This is a genomic window from Pseudoalteromonas sp. 11L1 (genome assembly GCF_055397545.1).
In genome coordinates this window covers 361,587-380,620 of the sequence record NZ_AP041141.1, presented here as the reverse complement: position 1 = coordinate 380,620, position 19,034 = coordinate 361,587, and the positions used below count along the sequence as shown (strand labels likewise).

The following is a 19,034-nucleotide window of genomic DNA, read 5'->3' as shown; positions in this document are numbered from 1 at the left end:
ATGAGTACAGAACTACTGATCAATGTCACGCCAAGTGAAAGTCGCGTTGCCCTAATCGAAAACGGTGTATTACAAGAAATTCAGCTAGAGCGTATTGGTAATTTAGGCATAGTAGGCAATATTTACTTAGGTAAAATAAGTCGCGTGCTACCGGGAATGCAAGCTGCTTTTGTTGATATAGGCTTAGAGAAAGCCGCCTTTTTACACGCCTCAGATATCGTCAATAGTGCTTCTATTGTGGAAGGTGTTGACGACGAGCCAATTAAAAAAGTCCAAGATATTCGTGAGCTTGTTCGTCAAGGGCAGTACATTATGGTGCAAGTGGTTAAAGATCCACTGGGCAGTAAAGGTGCTCGCTTAACCACTGATATTACTATACCGTCACGCTATTTAGTATTTATGCCAGATGCGACGCATGTTGGTGTGAGTCAGCGTATAGAAACGGAAGAGGAACGCGCTAGACTTAAAAAAATTGTTGCTGAATATGGCGACGAAAACGGCAGCTTTATTGTTAGAACTGCCGCTGAAGGTGCAAGTGAAGCTGAGCTTCGTCACGATGCTGCGTTTTTAAAAAAACTGTGGGATAAAATAGTTTCTAAACGCCGTAAAACCAGCAAAGCGAGTATTTTGCATGAAGATCTTACGCTAGCTTTTAGAACGTTACGTGATTACGTGGGCGAAGATATGGAGCGCATTCGTGTTGACTCTAAGCTGACCTATCAAGAGCTTAAGCTGTTTACTGAAGAGTTTGTGCCGTTATTATCGCAAGTGCTTGAGTATTATCCGGGTGAGCGCCCCATTTTCGACTTATTTGATGTAGAAAGTGAAATTCAAAAGGCATTGCATCGTAAGGTGACTTTAAAGTCTGGTGGGTACCTGATCATAGATCAAACCGAAGCAATGACCACGGTTGATGTTAATACCGGTGCATTTGTTGGTCACCGTAACCTTGAAGAAACTATTTTTAATACTAATGTTGAAGCAACCTCAGCTATTGCCCGTCAACTAAGGCTGCGTAATTTAGGCGGTATTATTATTATCGACTTTATTGATATGGTCAGCGATGAGCACAAACGCCGAGTAATGCATTCATTAGAATCTGCGCTTTCTAAAGATCGTGCCAAAGCTAATATTAATGGTTTGTCGGCATTGGGACTAGTTGAAATGACCCGCAAGCGAACTCGCGAAAGTTTAGAGCATATACTGTGTGATGTATGTCCTGCATGTTCAGGGCGTGGTTCACAAAAAACGGTAGAAACTGTGTGCTATGAAATCCTTCGTGAAATAGTGCGTGTTAATCGCGCTTATGCTGCTGATAAATTTGTAGTTTATGCATCCCCAGCAGTATGTGAAGCGCTATTAAATGACGAATATCATAACCTTGCAGAGTTAGAGTTATTTATTGGTAAGCAAGTTAATATTCAAACAGAGAGCTTATACAGCCAAGAGCAGTTTGATGTGGTAATGATGTAATGAAGTTTAAAGCGGCCTGTTTCTTTTGTGTACGCAAATTATGGCAAATAAGTGCTGTAATTTTGGTGCTACTGGCCGTTATTGTTTCTATTTTAAAATACACCTTACCTTACGCAAATGATTATAAAGGCGACATAGAAAATTACCTTGATAGCAAGTTTGATATCAGCTTATCGATAGGCGCTATATCGGCAAGTTGGCAAGGTAATGGCCCAGCCCTAGTGCTCGAAGAATTATCATTTAAAGACAACCAAACCGCCCCTATTTCTTTAACTATTGCGAAAACCAGTTTAGAGCTAAATCTTTGGGAAAGCTTAAAGTCTCTTCAACTTAAGTCGAATTACTTTGTCATTAATGGTTTTCATACCAAGGTTAATGTCGCGAATTTATTTGTCGGCAACCAAGATGATGTGTCATTTGAACAAAAAGAATTAATAGAAGGGCTATTTTTAGGTGAAACCGGTCATTTTGCAATAGAAAACTCCAGTATCAACTTTGTATTAGAAGATAACAAAGAACGCAAGCTGTTATTAGAAAACATTGTATGGCAAAACCAAGATAAACAACATCTTGGTAGTGGCAGTCTAGCATTACCGGGTATTTCGGTGGGGAATTTTGATGCACGCATTGCCCTTAAGGGTGAAACCTTAGAGCAAATGGTGGGTGATTTGTATGTGCAGGCTAATCAGGTTGATGTGTCAAATTGGTTAGCGCAATATATTAATACTCAAAAGCAGCAACTGCATAGCGATTTAAATTTACAAGCTTGGCTTAGATTAGAGCAAGGCCTAGTGAGTGACGTAAAAGTTCAGTGGTTACCGAGCGCGGTAAATTGGCAGCTCAATGAACAAACACAAAATGTAAGCCTAAGTGAAGGGGGATTTCATTTATACCCTGAGCAAAATAGCTGGCGATTAAAAAGCACAGGCTTAGCATTTAGCACCGGTGAAACCACTTGGCCAAGCCTTGAATTTGAAGCCTTATTGGGTAAGCAAAATAAAGTATGGCTACAGCAACTTGATTTAGCGCTATTGAGTGATTTAGCTGAGTTGACTAATTTTACCGATTTAGCTCCCTTTTTAGCACGCCAACCTAGCGGACAAATAAAGACTGCGTACCTTGAGTTTGCCGATGCAAGGCAATGGCAACTATGGTTTGATGCTGACGAAATTAGCTGGCAAGAAAAAAACGCTGTACCCGCCGCTCAATCTTTAAGAGTTAATGGGCTGGTTAATCAGCAGTATGGTCGCATTGCGATTTTTAGTGAGAACAGCCATTTAATTACAGGTGCTAGTTTTAGTAATAATATTGATTATAACCAATTAAATATTGAGCTTGATTTAGCTAAGCGCTCAGGCGATTGGCATATTAGCAGTGATAACCTGTGGCTTGATAACAATGAGGTGACTTTAAGCGCACAAATGCAGCTGAGTTTGGGTGATACGCCACGCTTAGATTTATATGCTGAAGCGTTTGCACCAGATGCCAGTATTGCAGGTCACTATTTTCCTTTAACGTTAATGAGCCCTGACTTAGTTAGTTATTTAAATGGTGCAATAAAAGCAGGCGAAGTATCAAATACTCAGGTGTTATTTTCTGGTCCACTATCAGGCTTTCCATTTGACGATGGTTCAGGGCAGTTTGATGTAATAGCACAAATAGACAATGCCACCTATCAATTCGATCCCGATTGGCCAGCAGTAACTAATGCCAATGCAAAGCTGCATTTTGCTAATGAGCGAATGGACATATATAGTCAGCAAGGCCAACTGGTAAACCTTGATATTGGCAGTAGTGTCCATGTAAGTATTGATGACTTAATGGGCGATGCGCCGTTGGTAGTTAGTATTGATAAGCAAGCAGAGCTTGAAAAAATGCACGATTTTTTTGCCGCTACGCCTTTAGCAAATCCATTAGCTGATATTTTTAATGTTGTGCAAGGACAGGGTCTTGCAAGTGCAAATATTGAATTGCTAATAGGTTCACAATTTGAGGGGGGAGCCAGTGTCAGTGGTAAGGTTAATTTACTCGACTCACCTCTCTACATTTCTGCGCCTGGTATTTCTCTTGAGCATTTAAAGGGTGAACTTAGCTTTAATAATCAACAAATAAACCTTACAAATGCAACGGCTACATGGCTTGGTATGCCACTAACTATTAACTACAATAGTGACGCAAATGAAGAGGATTATCGCGCTAATATAAGTATAAATGCTCAGCTTGATGCACAAACACTCATAAACCATGGTCAAGGCATTTTAGATGGTTACTTAAGTGGGCAAAGTGATGTTGATATTGCTTTGGAGCTTAATTTTACCGAGCAAGGGTTTAACTATCGTGCCCAAGTTGAATCGCCACTTATTGGCTTAAGTAGTTCTTTACCTGGAGCATATACAAAAAACAGTGAGCAAGCTTGGCCACTGAGTGCGGTTATTCAAGGTGATGATATATCTAATTTGATCACCGCAAACGTTGATCAGCTAGTTTATTTTAATGCCATTCTAGACAATACTAAATCACAGTTTAATAACGCCCACTTTATAATTGGCAACAAAGATTTAGGGCTTAACGCGCAAGATTTAGCGGTAAGTATTAACTTAGCGCAAAGTGAGTTATTACCTTGGATTGATTTAATTGATCAAATTATTAATGCAGCTAAAGCGCAGCCAGAGAGTGAATCGCCAGGTATTATGCCGCCTTTGTATGAGGTTGTTGCGAATATTAACTCTTTTAATGTGAGTGACATGCAGTTTAATGATTTTGATATGCGTTTGTCGCCCTTAAATAATAACTTGCAATTAAAGCTCAATGCTAAAGAATTACGAGCAGAAGTGTTCATTCCCAGCGAGCAATCAAGTCAGCCGATTCGAATAAACAGTGACTATTTAAGGCTTAATTTTTTAGAGGCTGAAACAGAGCAACCGAGCGAAAAATCATCTCCTGAACAACTTGCATGGCTTACAAATTTGCCTGCTATTGAGTTTGAGTGTGCCGACTGTAAGATTAGCCATTATCAGCTAGATAAAGTCAGCGCCTCATTGTTAGGCGATGGTAAAAAACTGCTTATTTCTGAGCTAGTGGTGGATAAAGGCGATCATATATTGCGCACTAAAGGGCAATGGCAAAATGGTTTAACGGCAATGAGCGGCGAACTTAAAAGTGATGATATTGGCGCCTTATTTAATGAATTTGATATTACCACCACTATTAAAGACTCAAACGCCAATCTAAATTATCAATTAAATTGGCAAGCGGCACCTTATAACTTAGATATTGCTAGTTTAGACGGTGAAATTAGTTGGGATCTAGGCGAAGGCCACTTAACTGAGGTGAGTGATGGGGGCGCACGGGTATTTTCATTACTAAGCCTTGATTCATTAGTGCGTAAGTTAAAGCTTGATTTTAGAGATGTATTTTCTAAAGGTTTTTTCTATAACAGCATGAAAGGTACGATGCAGATAGATAAGGGCATTGCCTATACCCAAGATACTAAAATGGATGGGGTGCCTGCCGATCTCTCGATTAAAGGGTATGCAAATTTAAATACTCTCGAAATTGACTACGACTTAGCAGTAGCACCGCAAGTAACGTCGAGTATTCCAGTAATTGTGGCTTGGATGGTTAACCCAGTAACGGGGCTTGCAGCTTTAGCAATTGATAAAGTAATTCATTCTGCGCGAGTGATCTCAGAGATCAACTTTAAAGTGACGGGTAAAATGAACGATCCTCAGGTACAAGAGTTAGATCGTAAGAGCCGAGAGGTGACCTTGCCACAAGCAGCACAAAATCAGCCGCGAGCATCCTCAGAGTTAAAACTCAAAGATGCTGAGGTTAGCGCCGCGCAATGAATAAACAACGCATAAACTCATCTCCTGCGATTATCGCATTGCAAATGTGCTCAGGCTTTAACCCTGATGATAACATTGCAGCTTTAAAGCAAGCGTTAGCTGAATTACCAAGCACGCGGCCTTTGTTAGTATGTTTACCAGAAGCGTTTTTAGTGTTTAGTAAACACGCTGGTGATACGTTGTTAGTGTCACAGCGTATTGAGCAATATAAACAGCAAATTAGTGAATTGTGTCGTAAACACAATATTTGGTTAAATGCTGGCACCATGCCAGAGCCCTATGACCAACATAAGTATTACGCTGCCTCACACTTGTTTAATAACCAAGGCGATATTGTTGCAAGCTATAACAAAATACATTTATTTGATGTTGAGGTAGATGACCAGACCGGCAGCTACCGAGAGTCCGACTTTACTCAAGCGGGCGATGAGATTGTGGTTGTTGATTCTCCCTTTGGTAAAATTGGTTTAACAGTATGTTATGATTTGCGCTTTGCTGGTTTATTTAATGCCTTAGCTCGTAAAGGCGCAGAAATTATATTAGTACCCAGTGCGTTTACTGTTCCAACAGGTAAAGCGCATTGGCAGCCGCTACTTGCAGCACGAGCCATAGAAACTCAGTGTTATGTTATTGCTGCAGCGCAATATGGAACACATGAAAACGGTAGACAAACTTATGGTCACAGCCTGGTGTTATCGCCCTGGGGTGAAACATTAAGTGAAAAACCAACAGGGCTTGGTTTTATTAGTTGTACCGTAGATTTGAACCAGTTACACAAAATTAGACGAGATATGCCGCTGCAATCTCACCAACGATTTAGAGAGCCATTATTATGAATTCGGTTGAACAGCATTTATTACACGACAGCCAGCTAAATCGAGAAGAACTCGAAAAAACATTAGCTTATATTCACCAGCACAAAGTTGATTATGCCGACCTTTATTTTCAATCGAGTCATCATGAGTCTTGGGTATTAGAAGACGGCCTTGTTAAAGAAGGGTCTTATAATGTTGAGCGTGGTGTTGGCGTACGGGCTGTTAGTGGTGAAAAAACCGGTTTTTCGTATTCAGATGCAATCAATCTTGAAGCGTTAAACAAAGCAGCCACGGCTGCACGTAGTATTGCCGATGCCGGTGAAGATAAAGCGGTTAAAGTATTTAGTGATGTGGCTGCAAAACAGCAGTTTTCACCGCATCAACCAATTTCTAGCATGAGCGATACCGATAAAGTTAATTTGTTACGTGAGCTTGAAAATTATATCCGCGAATTAGCCCCTGATGCTGAGCAAGTTATTAGCTCAATGTCTGCGGTATACGAAGAAGTATTAATTGCAGCCAGTGATGGCACCTTTGCTACCGATATTCGCCCACTGATCCGTTTAAACTGCTCTGTATTGCTAGAGAAGAATGGTCGCCGTGAACGTGGCGGTGCTGGTGGCGGCGCACGCCTAGACTATGGTTACTTTAAAGAGCTTGTTGATGGCAAGCCGCGTTGGATGGGCTTTGCAGAAGAAGCCGTTCGTCAAGCTAAGGTAAACTTAGAAGCTATTGATGCCCCAGCGGGTACTATGGAAGTAGTATTAGGTAATGGCTGGCCAGGCGTGTTGTTACACGAAGCAGTCGGTCATGGTCTAGAAGGTGACTTTAACCGTAAAGGCGCGTCTGCGTTTAGCGGTAAAGTAGGGCAAAAAGTCGCTTCAGAGCTATGTACTGTGGTTGATGATGGTACTATGGCTGATCGTCGTGGTTCACTTAATGTGGATGACGAAGGCACGCCTGCAGCCTATAACGTACTTATCGAAAACGGTATTTTAAAAGGCTATATGCAAGATAAAATGAACGCGCGTTTGATGGGGGTAAACCCAACAGGTAACGCACGTCGTGAGTCATACGCGCATTTACCAATGCCACGTATGACCAACACTTATATGTTAGGTGGCGAGCATAGCCAAGCTGATATTATCAGCACGGTTAAAAAAGGCGTGTTTGCCCCTAATTTTGGTGGTGGCCAAGTGGATATCACCTCAGGTAAGTTTGTGTTTAGTGCCTCAGAAGCTTACTTAATTGAAAATGGTAAAATTACTCAGCCAATTAAAGGGGCAACATTAATTGGTAATGGCCCTGAGGTTATGCAACAAATCTCTATGGTAGGTAATGATTTAGCGCTTGATAAAGGCGTCGGTGTTTGTGGTAAAGACGGTCAAAGTGTCCCAGTAGGTGTTGGCCAGCCAAGTTTGAAAATTGATCAGTTAACAGTGGGTGGCACGGCTTAATTTTATTACTGCCAAATACTACAAATAAAACCTTGGAAGTGCATGCTTTCAAGGTTTTATTTTGTCGGCTGTTTATTTAAATTTGCTGCTGAAAAAAATCCATAAATGCGACAACTTGTCGTGGCTGAAATTGCCTTGATGGGTAAAGAAACTGTAAGCCAATCTGTTGTTTATCTTTATTACTAAAACCGAGAATATAGTCATCAAGTAGTGTCACTAAATGACCCTTTGTCAGATCATCGCTAATATCTACCATTGATTTTAGAGCAATCCCGGCACCATCAATTGCCCATTGTCTGATCACCGCACCATCACTGCTACTCATAGCCACAGGGACGCGAATTATTTGATCTTTAAAATGCCAATCATTCATCGATTGACCAAATCGCTCCATTACTAGGCAGCGATGATTTAATAAATCGCTTGGCTGCAAAGGTTGGCCATGTATTTTTAAATATTCAGCTGAAGCACATAACACACGTTGATTGGCCTTGATCATTCGGCTAATCAAATTGCTATCGGGTAAGTTTCCAAAGCGAATAGCAATATCAATACCTTCTTCAACTAAATTGACTAAGCCATCGGTTAAATGCAGGTGTGGTTTAACTTGTGGGTTTTGTGCTACAAATTTAGCTATTGCAGGGGCAACAAACTGTTTACCAAAGTCAGAGGGTGCGGTTATTTTGAGACTACCCGAAAGGGTGTTTTTACTAAGCTGAATACTTTGCTCTGTGGCATCAATTTCAGCAATTACTCTTAAACAGCCTTGATAAAATTGCTCTCCAGCCTCGGTCAATTTAATACTGCGAGTATTACGTATTAACAGTCGGGTTTGATAGTGATTTTCAAGCTGGTTGATACGTGCCGTCATACTCGCAGGCGATAAACCAATTTTTCGCCCAGCTGCAGCAAGCCCGCCAGAGCGCACCACATGAACAAAAAGCTGCATATCATCAATCTTAGCCATCGTTCCTCACTCTTTATAATTCAGTATTAATGAATAGTGTTTTTGATATTAACTCAATTATCAAATTTAAGTAAATAGTTAAACTGGTTGTACTCATTATCAACAGAGAAAGTTTATGCGTTTAGATCATGTATTAATTTCTAGTTGTGATTACCAGGTGATGCGACGGTTCTTTATTAATTCAGTTGGGCTAAGTGAAGGGTATCGTCCGCCTTTTCCTTTCGAGGGAGCGTGGTTATACGGCAGCGATAACGTTGCTTTGATTCATCTGGTTAATGCCGCTAGTAATAAAGCGCAACAGGGTTACTTATCAGCATTAAACAGCAAAACCCAAGGCCGAGGAGTGGTAGATCACATTGCCATTCGTAGCATAGGTTATCAAGGATTGAAAAGTCGCTTAGCGCAAACAGGTATAAGTTATTTCGAGCGAACCGTGCCAGAGCTCCTAGAGCATCAAGTATTTATACCTGGGCCTGAAGAGATGAAAGTCGAAATGCTATTTAGCAGTGATGAAATTTAATTTAAATCCAGATAAACATTATTTATAAGAGAGTTAGTTATGTGTATAGAATCCTTATTTGAAGCTAAAACCCTCGGTGGCATGGTTACGCAAAATAGAATTGTGATGGCACCTATGACCCGTTCGCGAACTGCGCAACCGGGCGATATTCCTACTGAACTGATGGCCACTTATTATGCGCAGCGTGCTACTGCAGGACTGATTATTTCTGAAGCAACACAAATTTCTGCTCAGGGCAAAGGTTACTCATTTACGCCAGGTATTTACACGCAAGAACAAATCGAAGGTTGGAAGCAAGTAACACAAGCTGTGCATAAAGAAGGCGGTAAAATATTTTTACAACTTTGGCACGTTGGTAGAATGTCGCACTCTTCATTTCATCATGATGGAACGCCAGTTGCCCCATCTGCACTTGCTCCAGATGCACAAGTTTGGGTGGTAGGCGATGATGGAGAAGGGCGGATGCTTGACTGCCCAACCCCACGAGCACTAAGTGTTAAAGAAATTAAAGAAATAGTAAATGATTATAAGCAAGCGGCAATTAACGCGATTGAAGCTGGTTTTGATGGCGTTGAAATACATGGAGGTAACGGGTATTTGATTGATCAGTTTTTAAGACGCTCAGCAAATAAACGCACAGATGAATATGGCGGTAGCCAAGAAAATCGTATTCGTTTTGCCTGTGAAATTATTAGCGCAATTAGTAATGCCATTGGCGCTCATAAAGTGGGTGTTAGATTAGCGCCTTTTATCACTCAGCGTGGTATGGATGATAGTGAAGCAATTGACACTATTTTATTAGCAGCAAAGCAATTTGAGCAAATTGGTATTGCGTATATTCATCTTGCTGAAGCGGACTGGGACGATGCACCTAGTGTAACACCAGAGTTTAGAGCCGCACTTCGTCAGTATTTTAGTGGCGCGATTATTGTTGCCGGTAATTATACCGAGTATTCAGGTGCGCAGCTTATTGAACAAGGTCTTGCTGATTATATTGCATTTGGTCGCCGTTTTATTGCTAACCCAGACTTACCGTATCGTATTCAAGAGCAACTGCCACTAAACACCATTACCGATGGGAGAACATTGTTTGGAGGTACAGCCAAAGGTTATACCGATTACCCAGCGTATCAAAAGTAACTTTCGTTTTAACTGAAAATATAAGGACTGAAAATGGTTAACTTTTCAAACTCAGCAGTTACTTTACTGATCAGCGGGCTGTTTAGTAGCGCCAGTTTTGCGGCTGAATTTAGTTTATCGAGCCCTGACTTACAGCCAGGGCAGGCAATAAAGAGTGAGCAATATTGGAATAGCTTTGGTTGTCAGGGGGGTAATGTTAGACCACAACTTAAATGGCAAAATGCGCCTAAAAAAGCCAAAAGCTTTGCCGTGACAGTGTATGACAATGACGCACCAACTGGCAGTGGTTTTTGGCACTGGGTAGTACATGATATTCCTTTTACTAGTAACTCATTATCTTCAACGACTTTGCCCAAAGGAGCCATTGAAGGTAATACAGATATGGGTAAGCCGGGATACTTTGGACCATGTCCACCAGAAGGACGCAAGCATAGCTATACCTATAAAGTGTATGCACTGGATGTAGAAAAATTAGCTGTTCCACAAGGAGCAACAAGTGCACTTACAGGGTTTTTCTTACATCAGCACTCTTTGCAAACAGCCGAGATCACAGTAACGGCAGGACCGCGTTAATTAGCTTAGGAGATAAAAAATGAAGGCTTTACCTTTACTCACTGTTTTAATAGCACTGTGTAGCAGTAGGCTGTTAAGTGCGGCCCCATTATCTGATGAATCAGGCTATTGGCCTGATGATGCACAATTAGTGATTTCTATTTCAATGCAATTTGAGGCAACAGCACAAGATAGCTCTGACGAAGATGAAAGCAATAAGAGTACGGTGAAGTCGACTTGTCATCCAGTGAAAACGCAGTCTGAACTTGAACGAGATATAAGAACGGGTGGTTGATAGAACAAAATAAAAACCCACTTTGAAAAGTGGGTTTTTATTTTAAGAATTAAAGCTCAAAGGGAGCAACACCGACAGCTTGCATTTGATAACCCACTTGAGCTATTTCGCCAGACCAAGTTTGCGTTTTAATAACGCCCGTTACAACAATTGCATCATATAAGCTATCGATAGGCACACCGCCTTTAATAGTTACATGAACCAGCTGATTTGGCGGTGGAGGTGGCACATGAATACAAGCACCAAAGTAAGGGACTAATAAAAACTCGGTAATAAGTTCGCTGTCACCTTCAAGTGGCACAACAAACCCAGGTAAGCTAACAGACTGCCCATCAAGTGCTTTAACAACCGGCGCGTCCAAATCAGGTTGCACCCAGTTTTGCTCACTGCCTTCGTGATTAGCTTGTGCTTGGGTATCTATTTGCACATGCCCTTGTGGGATCAAGTCTTCCCAAAAAATTTCCTTCGGGGGATTTGCAATGCTAGCAAAGCTAATTAGCACTGCACTTAATAGCATTAAAGAGTGTGTAGTTACTTTAAACAACGTCATGATCATCCTAAAGTTTATATTTTTATACTCATACCATCACTAAGAGAATAAAAGTAAGCGCGTGTAGCAGGGATCAAGCCAATAATGAATCCCGCAGCCATAATAACGCCAATCAAAGTGAGTTCATAGTCAGAGAGCATACTGATACTAATGCTCACTCCTGCTTGGCTTTGTAAGTAACCCGCGGTTGTGCCCATAAGCGCATAAAATAGAGTGCAGCCTACTAAGCAACCTAAAAAGGTAGTGAGCAGTGATTCTATACTGATCAGTGAAAATAATTGCCAAGGGCGGGCGCCCACAGAACGCAATATTGCCAGTTCTCTGCGGCGTTGATTAAGGTTAGCCAGCAGTGTGGTTAACATACCGAGCAAGCTAATAATGACCACCACAAATGAAAATAGCAATAGGATCTTTTCTATTATTGCCAGCATTTCCCAAAGCTCTTTTAGTGTGACTGTGGGCATAATCGCTAATAGAGGCTCTTGCTTATATTGATTTATGTTGCGCCTAATTTGTAGCGTATAAAGCGGTGAATCGAAGCCCATTAAAAAGGCGGTAATTTGTTTTGGATGGCCAACTAGTGCGTGATTCGAGTGGTCATGATGATCGTCATGATCATGATGGCCGCCACCATGAATCAATTCAATTGCCGCCAGCGGCACATGCAATGTTTTATCAACAGGGGTGCCAGTAGGCTTTAAAATACCAACAACTTTGAAGGGGTTATCGTCATGATGATGAAAGCTAGTATTGCCCATACCATGAGAAATCACGATTTCATCACCAATTTTATAGGCCAGTTTACTTGCAACCTCACTCCCTATAACAACTTCATTGATGCTAGAAAAAGCCTGTCCTTGTCTAAATGCTAAGGACTGTTTTTTAGCAAATCGATAGTGCTTAAAATAATCAAGTGTGGTGCCTAAAACTGCTTGTCCTTTATGGCTATCACCAAGGCTGATAGGAATGCTCCATTTAACCCCGCGTTGTTTTATTATGTATTGATAACTTTGCCAGCTCACCCCATTATTAGTGTGGCCAATTCTAAACACCGAGGACAGTAGTAATTGAATATCGCCAGTACGTGCGCCAACAATTAAATCGGTACCCGAAATGGTATTACTAAAACTACTTTTAGCATCTACGCGAACGCGCTCAATACTGAGTAATAACATGACGCTAATCGCAATAGTGAGCAATGTCAGTAATACACTGGCACGTCTATTTAGCAAACTTTTATAGGCAAGTTTAAATAAAATCATACATCACCTTGTAAATTTACTAAGTCGATTGTGCGGCTAAAGAGTGGCTTTAATGTTTCATCGTGACTGACAAAAACAAGCGTGCTGTTACTTTTTTTTGCTTGTTCAAATAGCAGCTTAATAAAGCTTTCACGATTTTGCGTATCAAGTGCTGAAGTTGGCTCATCGGCAATGATAAGTTCGGGACTGCCTATAAATGCGCGTGCTGCGGCAACTCGCTGTTGTTGCCCAATACTTAAAGTGGCAACATTTTGATTATGAAAGTGCGGCTCCAACCCAAGTGCGTTGAGAAGTCGGGCGGCTTCTTTAGTTAAACTATCAGTTTGGTTGAGTACGTGCTGCTGACGCTTTTTCGAAAATTGGCATCCTAAACATACATTTTCTAATGGGGTTAAATAAGGTAGTAAATTAAAGTTTTGGAAAATATAGCCAATATGATCAGCTCTAAATGCATCGCGCTGTGCATTGGTAAGCGCACTTAGGTTTTGGTTCAAAACACAAAGTTGGCCGCTAGTGGTTACATTAATGCCTGCCAGTAGTGCCAGTAAGGTAGATTTACCACTACCGCTTGGCCCATGTAAAAAAACATGTTCACCTTCATCAATGGCGAGTTGCTCAATAGTGAGAGTGGGGCTGGCTGCTTTTTTATGCCATTTAAAAGATACATTCTCAAGGTTGATCATAACGGCTTACCAACTCCAATAGTTAAGTCTTTTGCGCATTTTAAATTGTCTAAGAAGATTAAGCGGTTTAGCTTTGAGCTTTTCATCACTATGCAACAGTTCATTGGTTGCGCAAAGTACTCGTTGGCTTGACTTACCATCTGCGTATGGGTGTAATTCTTGGCAAAAGGCTTCAATATTATCCACCAGTTCTTTTGGATAAGTTAGTGCATAGTCTATTGCGGCTTCAACGTTATTTTTATCTGTAATATCAAGTAAGTGTTTTTCAGGTGCTTTATTACAAAACGTTACAACCGGTTTTCGTTGTACCAAAAACATCAGTAATATGGATGAAGTATCGCACAGCATTACATCAGCAGATTGCAGTAATGGAATAACATTATCTGTTTCAACAAAGGTTAGATTGTCATTACTCAACGCTTGGTATTTATCAACCCACTCTTGCGGCATTTTCGGATGAAACTGAACTAATAGTCGCCATTTACCGCTTTCACTAAAGTGTTTTATTTGTTCATAAAGTTTAGGTGCAAGAGATAAGCGTTTTGAAAATGTAGAGCAGATCAATACCGTTGGGCGAGAGTCTGTTTCATCGATATGGCTAGGCTTTGAGTTACCGTTAAAGAATTGATCTAGGGGAGGCCAACCTGTTTCTACTACCTTAAAATAGCCCAGTTTTTTTTGTAACGCCGTAAACGGAGCCGTCGTATTTGGGCCTTGCGTACAATATAAATCAAAACATCCCCGAACTTTAAAGTGATCGTTTTGGCCTTTTTTGTTTAGCTTTCCTGCATCAAAGCCGTGAAAAACAGCTACTTTCTTTCCTGGGAAAAATGTAGGGATAGAGTTCGCTGGTGCAAAGGTTGCGTCAGGCGCCCATTGGTTTATCTCATGAATAGAATTTAGTGTTTTTTCATCACTTTTCAAAAAGTCAGGGTTAACATTATCACCCTCTAAGAACCATTTAACTTCCCCTCCTTGAGCTAATATTTCTGCTTGCAATGGCCTTAAAATAGCATAGGAATAATTTTGAGAAATATACATTAGATATTTCTTATTCTTAGTGGCAGTTAAATAGTTCAAGCTAGCTCCTTAGGGCAAGTAATTATGCAAGTTTACCCCAATGCGTCAGCTAGATAAATATTCTGAGATGATTTGTTTTTAGCCTAAGATTGAGCTTTGTGGTTGCCTAGATTATTATAGAGCGCCTAACCCCAATTCCATACTTTGCTCTTTGAGCATGCCAAACCCCGGAGATAGCATGACTAGCTATAAAGTTTTAGACGTAAACGATGACTTACCCATTCGTACTAAAGGTAAAGTACACAGTGGCAAAGTGCGTTCAGTTTATTGGTTAACCGATGCAGATAGCAAACGCTTAATAAATGAAAAAGGCTATAATGTTCCTGCCGATACTGAATTAGCCATTATGGTTATTTCAGACAGAATTTCTGCTTTTGATTGCATATGGCAAGGTGAAAATGGCCTAAATGGCGTTCCTGGTAAAGGGATTGCATTAAACTCAGTGGCTGCTCATTGGTTTAACATGTTTAATGAAGCCGGTTTGGCGGGTAATCATATTGTTGATATTCCTCATCCATACGTATGGATTGTTCGTAAAGCCAGTACAGTTAAAGTTGAAGCAATTGCTCGTCAATATATTACCGGCAGTATGTGGCGCGACTACGCCAAAGGCGAAAGACACTTTTGTGGTTTGCAACTTCCAGAAGGCTTAAAAGCGAATCAAAAGCTTGAGCAAGTACTTATAACTCCTTCTACTAAAGGTATTATAGAAGGGGTTGCTGATATTCCTGCCGTAGATGATGTAAACATCACTCGTGAAAATATTACGAACAACTTAGATGTTTTCAATTTTAAATCGGCTGACGATGTCACCAAATATGAAAAATTATTGGTAGAAGGGTTCGAGCTAATTAGTAATGAGTTAGCTAAGCTTGGCCAGATTTTCGTTGATACCAAATTTGAATTTGGTTACGTAGAAGATTTAAATGGTGCGCAGCAGCTTATTTATATTGATGAAGTAGGGACACCAGATTCATCGCGTATTTGGGATGAAGCATCTTATAAGAATGGCAAAATTGTTGAAAACTCAAAGGAAGGCTTCCGTCAGCTGTTAATTAATAACGTGCCAGAGAGTGATGTATTATTAAATAAAGACCGTATGGCTGAGCGTGAGCAGCTAGCAAAAGATTATATTTTACCTGAGTCAGTAATGCTTGAAGTGTCTGACACTTATGTGGGTATTGCTAGCAAAATTGTCGGTAAAGAGATCGTTATACCCAATGATCCGCGCAAAGAAGTGATTGCAATTTTAGATACTGACTACGGTTTAATTAATCACTAACGAGCAAGTTAATCTTAATGATAAAGCTTGTTTCAACTAGTGAAAAAGTATTTATTTTTAGTAACTGAGCTATAATTCTTGCAATTAGTGCTCGTCTCTAATTAACTTAACCTATGGTGAATATTTAGGTGTGATTATGTTAGAGCGAGCAATGCAAGTTATTGCAAAACGTCGTTATTTATTAGTACTGGGTGCATTGTTTAGTGTATCGGCGTTTGGCAATACCATTAATTTGGTTATTAAAGATCAGCATGGCCAAGTATTGCCTAATGCTGTAGTAGAAATAAATCATTTACCTTCCTCAAAAGCTACGGGCAATTTACCCACGGTGGTAATGGATCAAGTTGATAAACAGTTTTCACCGCAGCTGCTTATTGTACGTCAAGGTCAGTACGTAAACTTTCCAAATAGCGATAATATTCGCCACCATGTATATTCTTTTTCAAAAGCAAAGCCTTTTCAATTAAAGCTCTATTCTGGCCAGCCAGAAGAACCCATTAAGTTTGATAATCAAGGGGTTGTTGTTCTTGGCTGCAACATCCACGACTCTATGGTGGGCTATATTTATGTTGCTAACAGTAATCATGTGTATACCAGCAACGAGCAAGGCCAGATAAAACTACAAGTTGACTCTTTTCCTGTGCAAGCCAGTATCTGGCATTCGCTGCAAACAGCTCCTTTGGATAATAAAAAGCTGTTTGATATAGAATCAACTAACCCAGTATTAATCGCTATTAATACATCTATGCCTGCACCACGTAACACCTTTGGCAGTCAATTTAGGGAAGGTAATGGGCAATAATTTACGTAGCCGTATAACAACGCTATGCGTTGGCTTGGTGTTACTTACAACTTTACTCAGCTTAGTGAGTTTTTGGTGGTCTACGAGTAAGTTTCAGGCAGAAAAAGTCCAGCAAAATATAACGGTTGCGCAAAGCGTTTATAAGCAATATTTAAAATCAAAAGAGAGCTTGCTATTAACTGCTGCAAAGGTTTTAACCGCTGATTTTGGTTTTAAGCAAGCAGTTGCTACTCGCGATGCAGCCACCATTAGTAGTGTGCTATACAATCATAGCCAACGGATCAATGCCGATTTAATGCTGTTGCTCGATTTATCGGGGCGGTTAGTGTCTGCTAATGTGAATGCACAAAATTTTGCAGATAACCTACAGCCCTTGATGGATGAGTTATTAAATAATTCTGAACAATCGAGCTTTGTGGTGTTAAATAACCAGCTCTATCAAGTGATATTATTGCCCGTTAAAACTCCAAGAACTATCGCTTACAGCTTGGTCGGCTTTAAAATCACGTCGGCTGTTGCTACTGAGCTGAAAAGCTTAACCGGTATGGAGGTTAGCTTTGTTGCGCAGTTAGATGATTTTGCAGCAAGCTCGTTTGCACCTCAATCTGAAAAATTTCAACCTATAGAATACTTTGAAGATAAAACTACAGCTCGTTTTTTTGCTGAGTACTTGGCCTATGAAAATCAACAAATAGCTTTACCGTCTTTGCAATCACATCCGGTCACCTTACTACTAAGTGCTGATTTAACTTCAAGTTATCGAGATATTGAGCAGCTATTACTAACGCTAGTTACATTGGCCGTATTAACCATGTTATTTGGTGTGATCACCAGTAGTTTGCTGGCCAATAACTTAACCAGCGGACTTACACAGTTAGCGGTTATCGCAAGGCAATTTGCCAAAGGTGACTACCGTTTTAAATTTGAAGGTAAAAAACAAAGCAGCGAAATAGCAACGCTAGTCAGCGCCTTTAATAACATGGGTAATGATATTAATAAGCGTGAGCAGCAAATCAGTTTTCAAGCACATCACGATACCTTAACAGGGTTTTATAACCGTTCAGCTATGTTAGATTTATTAGCAAAGCAGCTCACTAAAGATAGATGCTACACGCTTGTTGCTATTGATATAAAAGGCTTAAGACACATAAACGACAAGCTTGGTCCGCAAGTAGGAGATGAGTGTTTAATTGCGGTGGCAAACCGTATTCGTCAATTCTCTGATGAGCTTGGTGGATTTCATGCACGAATTGGCGGCGATGAGTTTTTAACGGTTTACCCCAGTGTGGAGGCTGACCAAGTAAAATGTGCTGTAGCCGATTTGATTGAGCAATTACAGGCACCTTACCAGATTAAAAGCTTAAAAATAAGTTTGCGTTTTAACGCTGGGATTGTGCAGTACCCTGGACAAGGCGTTAAAGCGGACGATTTAATGCGGCGTGTACTCATTGCTGTTGATGCGGCTACAACAAGCCAACAAAGCTTACATTACTACCAAGATGGTGAAGATGAGGCGCACTTAGACCGTTTAATCATGCTGGATGAGCTCAAACAAGCGATTGATGATGATAACGGGCAACTGTTTATGACTTATCAGCCTAAGTTGAATATTAAAAGTCAGAAAATTGATAAGGTTGAGTCACTTATTCGTTGGCAACGTGATGATGGGAGTTGGGTTTCGCCTGAAGTGTTCATTGATTTAGCTGAGCAGTCAGGATTAATTGTGGAACTAACTGCCTGGGTTGTCGATACAGTTATTGCGCAAATAGCCGATTGGTATAAAAAAGGGATTCACTTACAGGCAGCCATTAATGTGTCAGCCCAAGATATTGCGCATGCGGGATTTCATAATTTATTGGTCGCGACCTTAAAGAAATATCATGTAAGCCCAAGTTCCGTCACTATTGAGTTGACGGAGCGCGATATGATCGAAAATGAAGCTCAAGGTATCAAAGCGTTAGAGAACTTAAAAACTATCGGTGTTAAAATATCATTAGACGATTACGGTGTCGGGCAAACATCATTGGGGCGATTAAAAATGTTACCTATTGATGAGCTTAAGCTAGATAAATGCTTTATTTTAACTTTGCATGAGTCACAAAAAGATCAATACATAGTGCGCTCGTCAATTACACTTGGGCACCAACTTGGGTTTTCAGTGGTGGCCGAGGGCGTAGAAACGGCAGCGTCTTTATCATTGCTTCACGAAATGCAATGCGATCATGCACAAGGTTACTACTTGAGTCGTCCTTTAAAAGCACAGCAACTAGAACAATGGTTAGAGGAATATCAGGGTGTACATTAAATT

16 protein-coding genes are annotated in these 19,034 nt (G+C 40.5%); 11 read left to right on the top strand and 5 right to left on the bottom strand.

Going from position 1 to position 19,034, the window contains the following annotated elements:
* From rng to tldD, 4 genes are read left to right on the top strand one after another with little or no spacing between them, the layout of a single operon-like run.
* A complete protein-coding gene (gene rng / locus ACZ5WS_RS01840; RefSeq protein ID WP_138607161.1) occupies window positions 1-1,473 on the top strand; it encodes a ribonuclease G in 1,473 nt (490 codons plus the stop codon).
* Window positions 1,473-5,321, top strand: a complete 3,849-nt coding sequence (locus ACZ5WS_RS01835) for a YhdP family protein (RefSeq protein ID WP_464710297.1) — start codon at window positions 1,473-1,475, stop codon at window positions 5,319-5,321. Before rng ends, ACZ5WS_RS01835 begins: the two co-directional genes overlap by 1 nt.
* Window positions 5,318-6,157, top strand: a complete 840-nt coding sequence (locus tag ACZ5WS_RS01830; RefSeq protein ID WP_464710295.1) for a carbon-nitrogen hydrolase family protein — start codon at window positions 5,318-5,320, stop codon at window positions 6,155-6,157. Before ACZ5WS_RS01835 ends, ACZ5WS_RS01830 begins: the two co-directional genes overlap by 4 nt.
* The gene (gene tldD / locus ACZ5WS_RS01825) at window positions 6,154-7,593 is read left to right on the top strand and encodes a metalloprotease TldD (RefSeq protein WP_138607155.1); all 1,440 of its coding nucleotides are present in this window, start codon (window positions 6,154-6,156) and stop codon (window positions 7,591-7,593) included. The genes ACZ5WS_RS01830 and tldD overlap by 4 nt, the downstream gene beginning before the upstream one ends.
* Before the next feature lie 76 nt (window positions 7,594-7,669).
* Here tldD and ACZ5WS_RS01820 read toward each other — a convergent pair whose 3' ends face one another.
* Window positions 7,670-8,560 (bottom strand): LysR family transcriptional regulator, encoded by an 891-nt coding sequence (locus ACZ5WS_RS01820; RefSeq protein ID WP_178954756.1) that lies wholly within the window; start codon window positions 8,558-8,560, stop codon window positions 7,670-7,672.
* A gap of 115 nt (window positions 8,561-8,675) precedes the next feature.
* Between ACZ5WS_RS01820 and ACZ5WS_RS01815 the strand changes: the two genes are divergently transcribed.
* From ACZ5WS_RS01815 to ACZ5WS_RS01800, 4 genes are read left to right on the top strand one after another with little or no spacing between them, the layout of a single operon-like run.
* Window positions 8,676-9,080: a VOC family protein gene (locus tag ACZ5WS_RS01815; protein ID WP_290170496.1), complete on the top strand. Its 405-nt coding sequence runs from the start codon at window positions 8,676-8,678 to the stop codon at window positions 9,078-9,080.
* A 39-nt stretch (window positions 9,081-9,119) separates the two neighbouring features.
* The gene (locus ACZ5WS_RS01810) at window positions 9,120-10,220 is read left to right on the top strand and encodes an alkene reductase (protein ID WP_290170499.1); all 1,101 of its coding nucleotides are present in this window, start codon (window positions 9,120-9,122) and stop codon (window positions 10,218-10,220) included.
* Between the two features lie 33 nt (window positions 10,221-10,253).
* Window positions 10,254-10,793, top strand: coding sequence for a YbhB/YbcL family Raf kinase inhibitor-like protein (locus tag ACZ5WS_RS01805; protein WP_290170501.1), 540 nt, complete (start codon window positions 10,254-10,256; stop codon window positions 10,791-10,793).
* A 19-nt stretch (window positions 10,794-10,812) separates the two neighbouring features.
* On the top strand, window positions 10,813-11,067 hold the full coding sequence (locus tag ACZ5WS_RS01800) for a hypothetical protein (protein ID WP_256729616.1): 255 nt from the start codon (window positions 10,813-10,815) through the stop codon (window positions 11,065-11,067).
* A gap of 49 nt (window positions 11,068-11,116) precedes the next feature.
* On the opposite strand, the gene ACZ5WS_RS01795 is transcribed toward ACZ5WS_RS01800, so the two are convergent.
* Genes ACZ5WS_RS01795 through ACZ5WS_RS01780 form a run of 4 tightly spaced genes read right to left on the bottom strand, consistent with a single transcriptional unit; the run spans window position 11,117 to window position 14,603 of the window.
* A complete protein-coding gene (locus ACZ5WS_RS01795) occupies window positions 11,117-11,617 on the bottom strand; it encodes a DUF3299 domain-containing protein (RefSeq protein ID WP_008468279.1) in 501 nt (166 codons plus the stop codon).
* A gap of 14 nt (window positions 11,618-11,631) precedes the next feature.
* On the bottom strand, window positions 11,632-12,879 hold the full coding sequence (locus ACZ5WS_RS01790) for an ABC transporter permease (protein WP_290170505.1): 1,248 nt from the start codon (window positions 12,877-12,879) through the stop codon (window positions 11,632-11,634).
* Window positions 12,876-13,562: an ABC transporter ATP-binding protein gene (locus ACZ5WS_RS01785; protein WP_109875437.1), complete on the bottom strand. Its 687-nt coding sequence runs from the start codon at window positions 13,560-13,562 to the stop codon at window positions 12,876-12,878. The genes ACZ5WS_RS01790 and ACZ5WS_RS01785 overlap by 4 nt, the downstream gene beginning before the upstream one ends.
* A gap of 6 nt (window positions 13,563-13,568) precedes the next feature.
* Window positions 13,569-14,603 (bottom strand): CDP-glycerol glycerophosphotransferase family protein, encoded by a 1,035-nt coding sequence (locus ACZ5WS_RS01780; protein WP_290170508.1) that lies wholly within the window; start codon window positions 14,601-14,603, stop codon window positions 13,569-13,571.
* 217 nt (window positions 14,604-14,820) lie between these two features.
* Between ACZ5WS_RS01780 and ACZ5WS_RS01775 the strand changes: the two genes are divergently transcribed.
* From ACZ5WS_RS01775 to ACZ5WS_RS01765, 3 genes are all read left to right on the top strand, one after another.
* Window positions 14,821-15,924 (top strand): phosphoribosylaminoimidazolesuccinocarboxamide synthase, encoded by a 1,104-nt coding sequence (locus ACZ5WS_RS01775; protein ID WP_464710281.1) that lies wholly within the window; start codon window positions 14,821-14,823, stop codon window positions 15,922-15,924.
* 136 nt (window positions 15,925-16,060) lie between these two features.
* Window positions 16,061-16,726: a methylamine utilization protein gene (locus ACZ5WS_RS01770; RefSeq protein ID WP_138607140.1), complete on the top strand. Its 666-nt coding sequence runs from the start codon at window positions 16,061-16,063 to the stop codon at window positions 16,724-16,726.
* Entirely contained in the window at window positions 16,716-19,031 is a 2,316-nt protein-coding gene (locus ACZ5WS_RS01765) for a bifunctional diguanylate cyclase/phosphodiesterase (protein ID WP_138607133.1), read from the top strand. The genes ACZ5WS_RS01770 and ACZ5WS_RS01765 overlap by 11 nt, the downstream gene beginning before the upstream one ends.
* Window positions 19,032-19,034 lie beyond the last annotated feature (3 nt).

Excerpts from the sequence above, each read along its gene's own strand:
- rng (WP_138607161.1), top strand. The coding sequence starts at position 1 with ATGAGTACAGAACTACTGATCAATGTCACGCCAAGTGAAAGTCGCGTT.
- ACZ5WS_RS01835 (WP_464710297.1), top strand. The coding sequence starts at position 1,473 with ATGAAGTTTAAAGCGGCCTGTTTCTTTTGTGTACGCAAATTATGGCAA.
- ACZ5WS_RS01830 (WP_464710295.1), top strand. The coding sequence starts at position 5,318 with ATGAATAAACAACGCATAAACTCATCTCCTGCGATTATCGCATTGCAA.
- tldD (WP_138607155.1), top strand. The coding sequence starts at position 6,154 with ATGAATTCGGTTGAACAGCATTTATTACACGACAGCCAGCTAAATCGA.
- ACZ5WS_RS01820 (WP_178954756.1), bottom strand. The coding sequence starts at position 8,560 with ATGGCTAAGATTGATGATATGCAGCTTTTTGTTCATGTGGTGCGCTCT.
- ACZ5WS_RS01815 (WP_290170496.1), top strand. The coding sequence starts at position 8,676 with ATGCGTTTAGATCATGTATTAATTTCTAGTTGTGATTACCAGGTGATG.
- ACZ5WS_RS01810 (WP_290170499.1), top strand. The coding sequence starts at position 9,120 with ATGTGTATAGAATCCTTATTTGAAGCTAAAACCCTCGGTGGCATGGTT.
- ACZ5WS_RS01805 (WP_290170501.1), top strand. The coding sequence starts at position 10,254 with ATGGTTAACTTTTCAAACTCAGCAGTTACTTTACTGATCAGCGGGCTG.
- ACZ5WS_RS01800 (WP_256729616.1), top strand. The coding sequence starts at position 10,813 with ATGAAGGCTTTACCTTTACTCACTGTTTTAATAGCACTGTGTAGCAGT.
- ACZ5WS_RS01795 (WP_008468279.1), bottom strand. The coding sequence starts at position 11,617 with ATGACGTTGTTTAAAGTAACTACACACTCTTTAATGCTATTAAGTGCA.
- ACZ5WS_RS01790 (WP_290170505.1), bottom strand. The coding sequence starts at position 12,879 with ATGATTTTATTTAAACTTGCCTATAAAAGTTTGCTAAATAGACGTGCC.
- ACZ5WS_RS01785 (WP_109875437.1), bottom strand. The coding sequence starts at position 13,562 with ATGATCAACCTTGAGAATGTATCTTTTAAATGGCATAAAAAAGCAGCC.
- ACZ5WS_RS01780 (WP_290170508.1), bottom strand. The coding sequence starts at position 14,603 with ATGTATATTTCTCAAAATTATTCCTATGCTATTTTAAGGCCATTGCAA.
- ACZ5WS_RS01775 (WP_464710281.1), top strand. The coding sequence starts at position 14,821 with ATGACTAGCTATAAAGTTTTAGACGTAAACGATGACTTACCCATTCGT.
- ACZ5WS_RS01770 (WP_138607140.1), top strand. The coding sequence starts at position 16,061 with ATGTTAGAGCGAGCAATGCAAGTTATTGCAAAACGTCGTTATTTATTA.
- ACZ5WS_RS01765 (WP_138607133.1), top strand. The coding sequence starts at position 16,716 with ATGGGCAATAATTTACGTAGCCGTATAACAACGCTATGCGTTGGCTTG.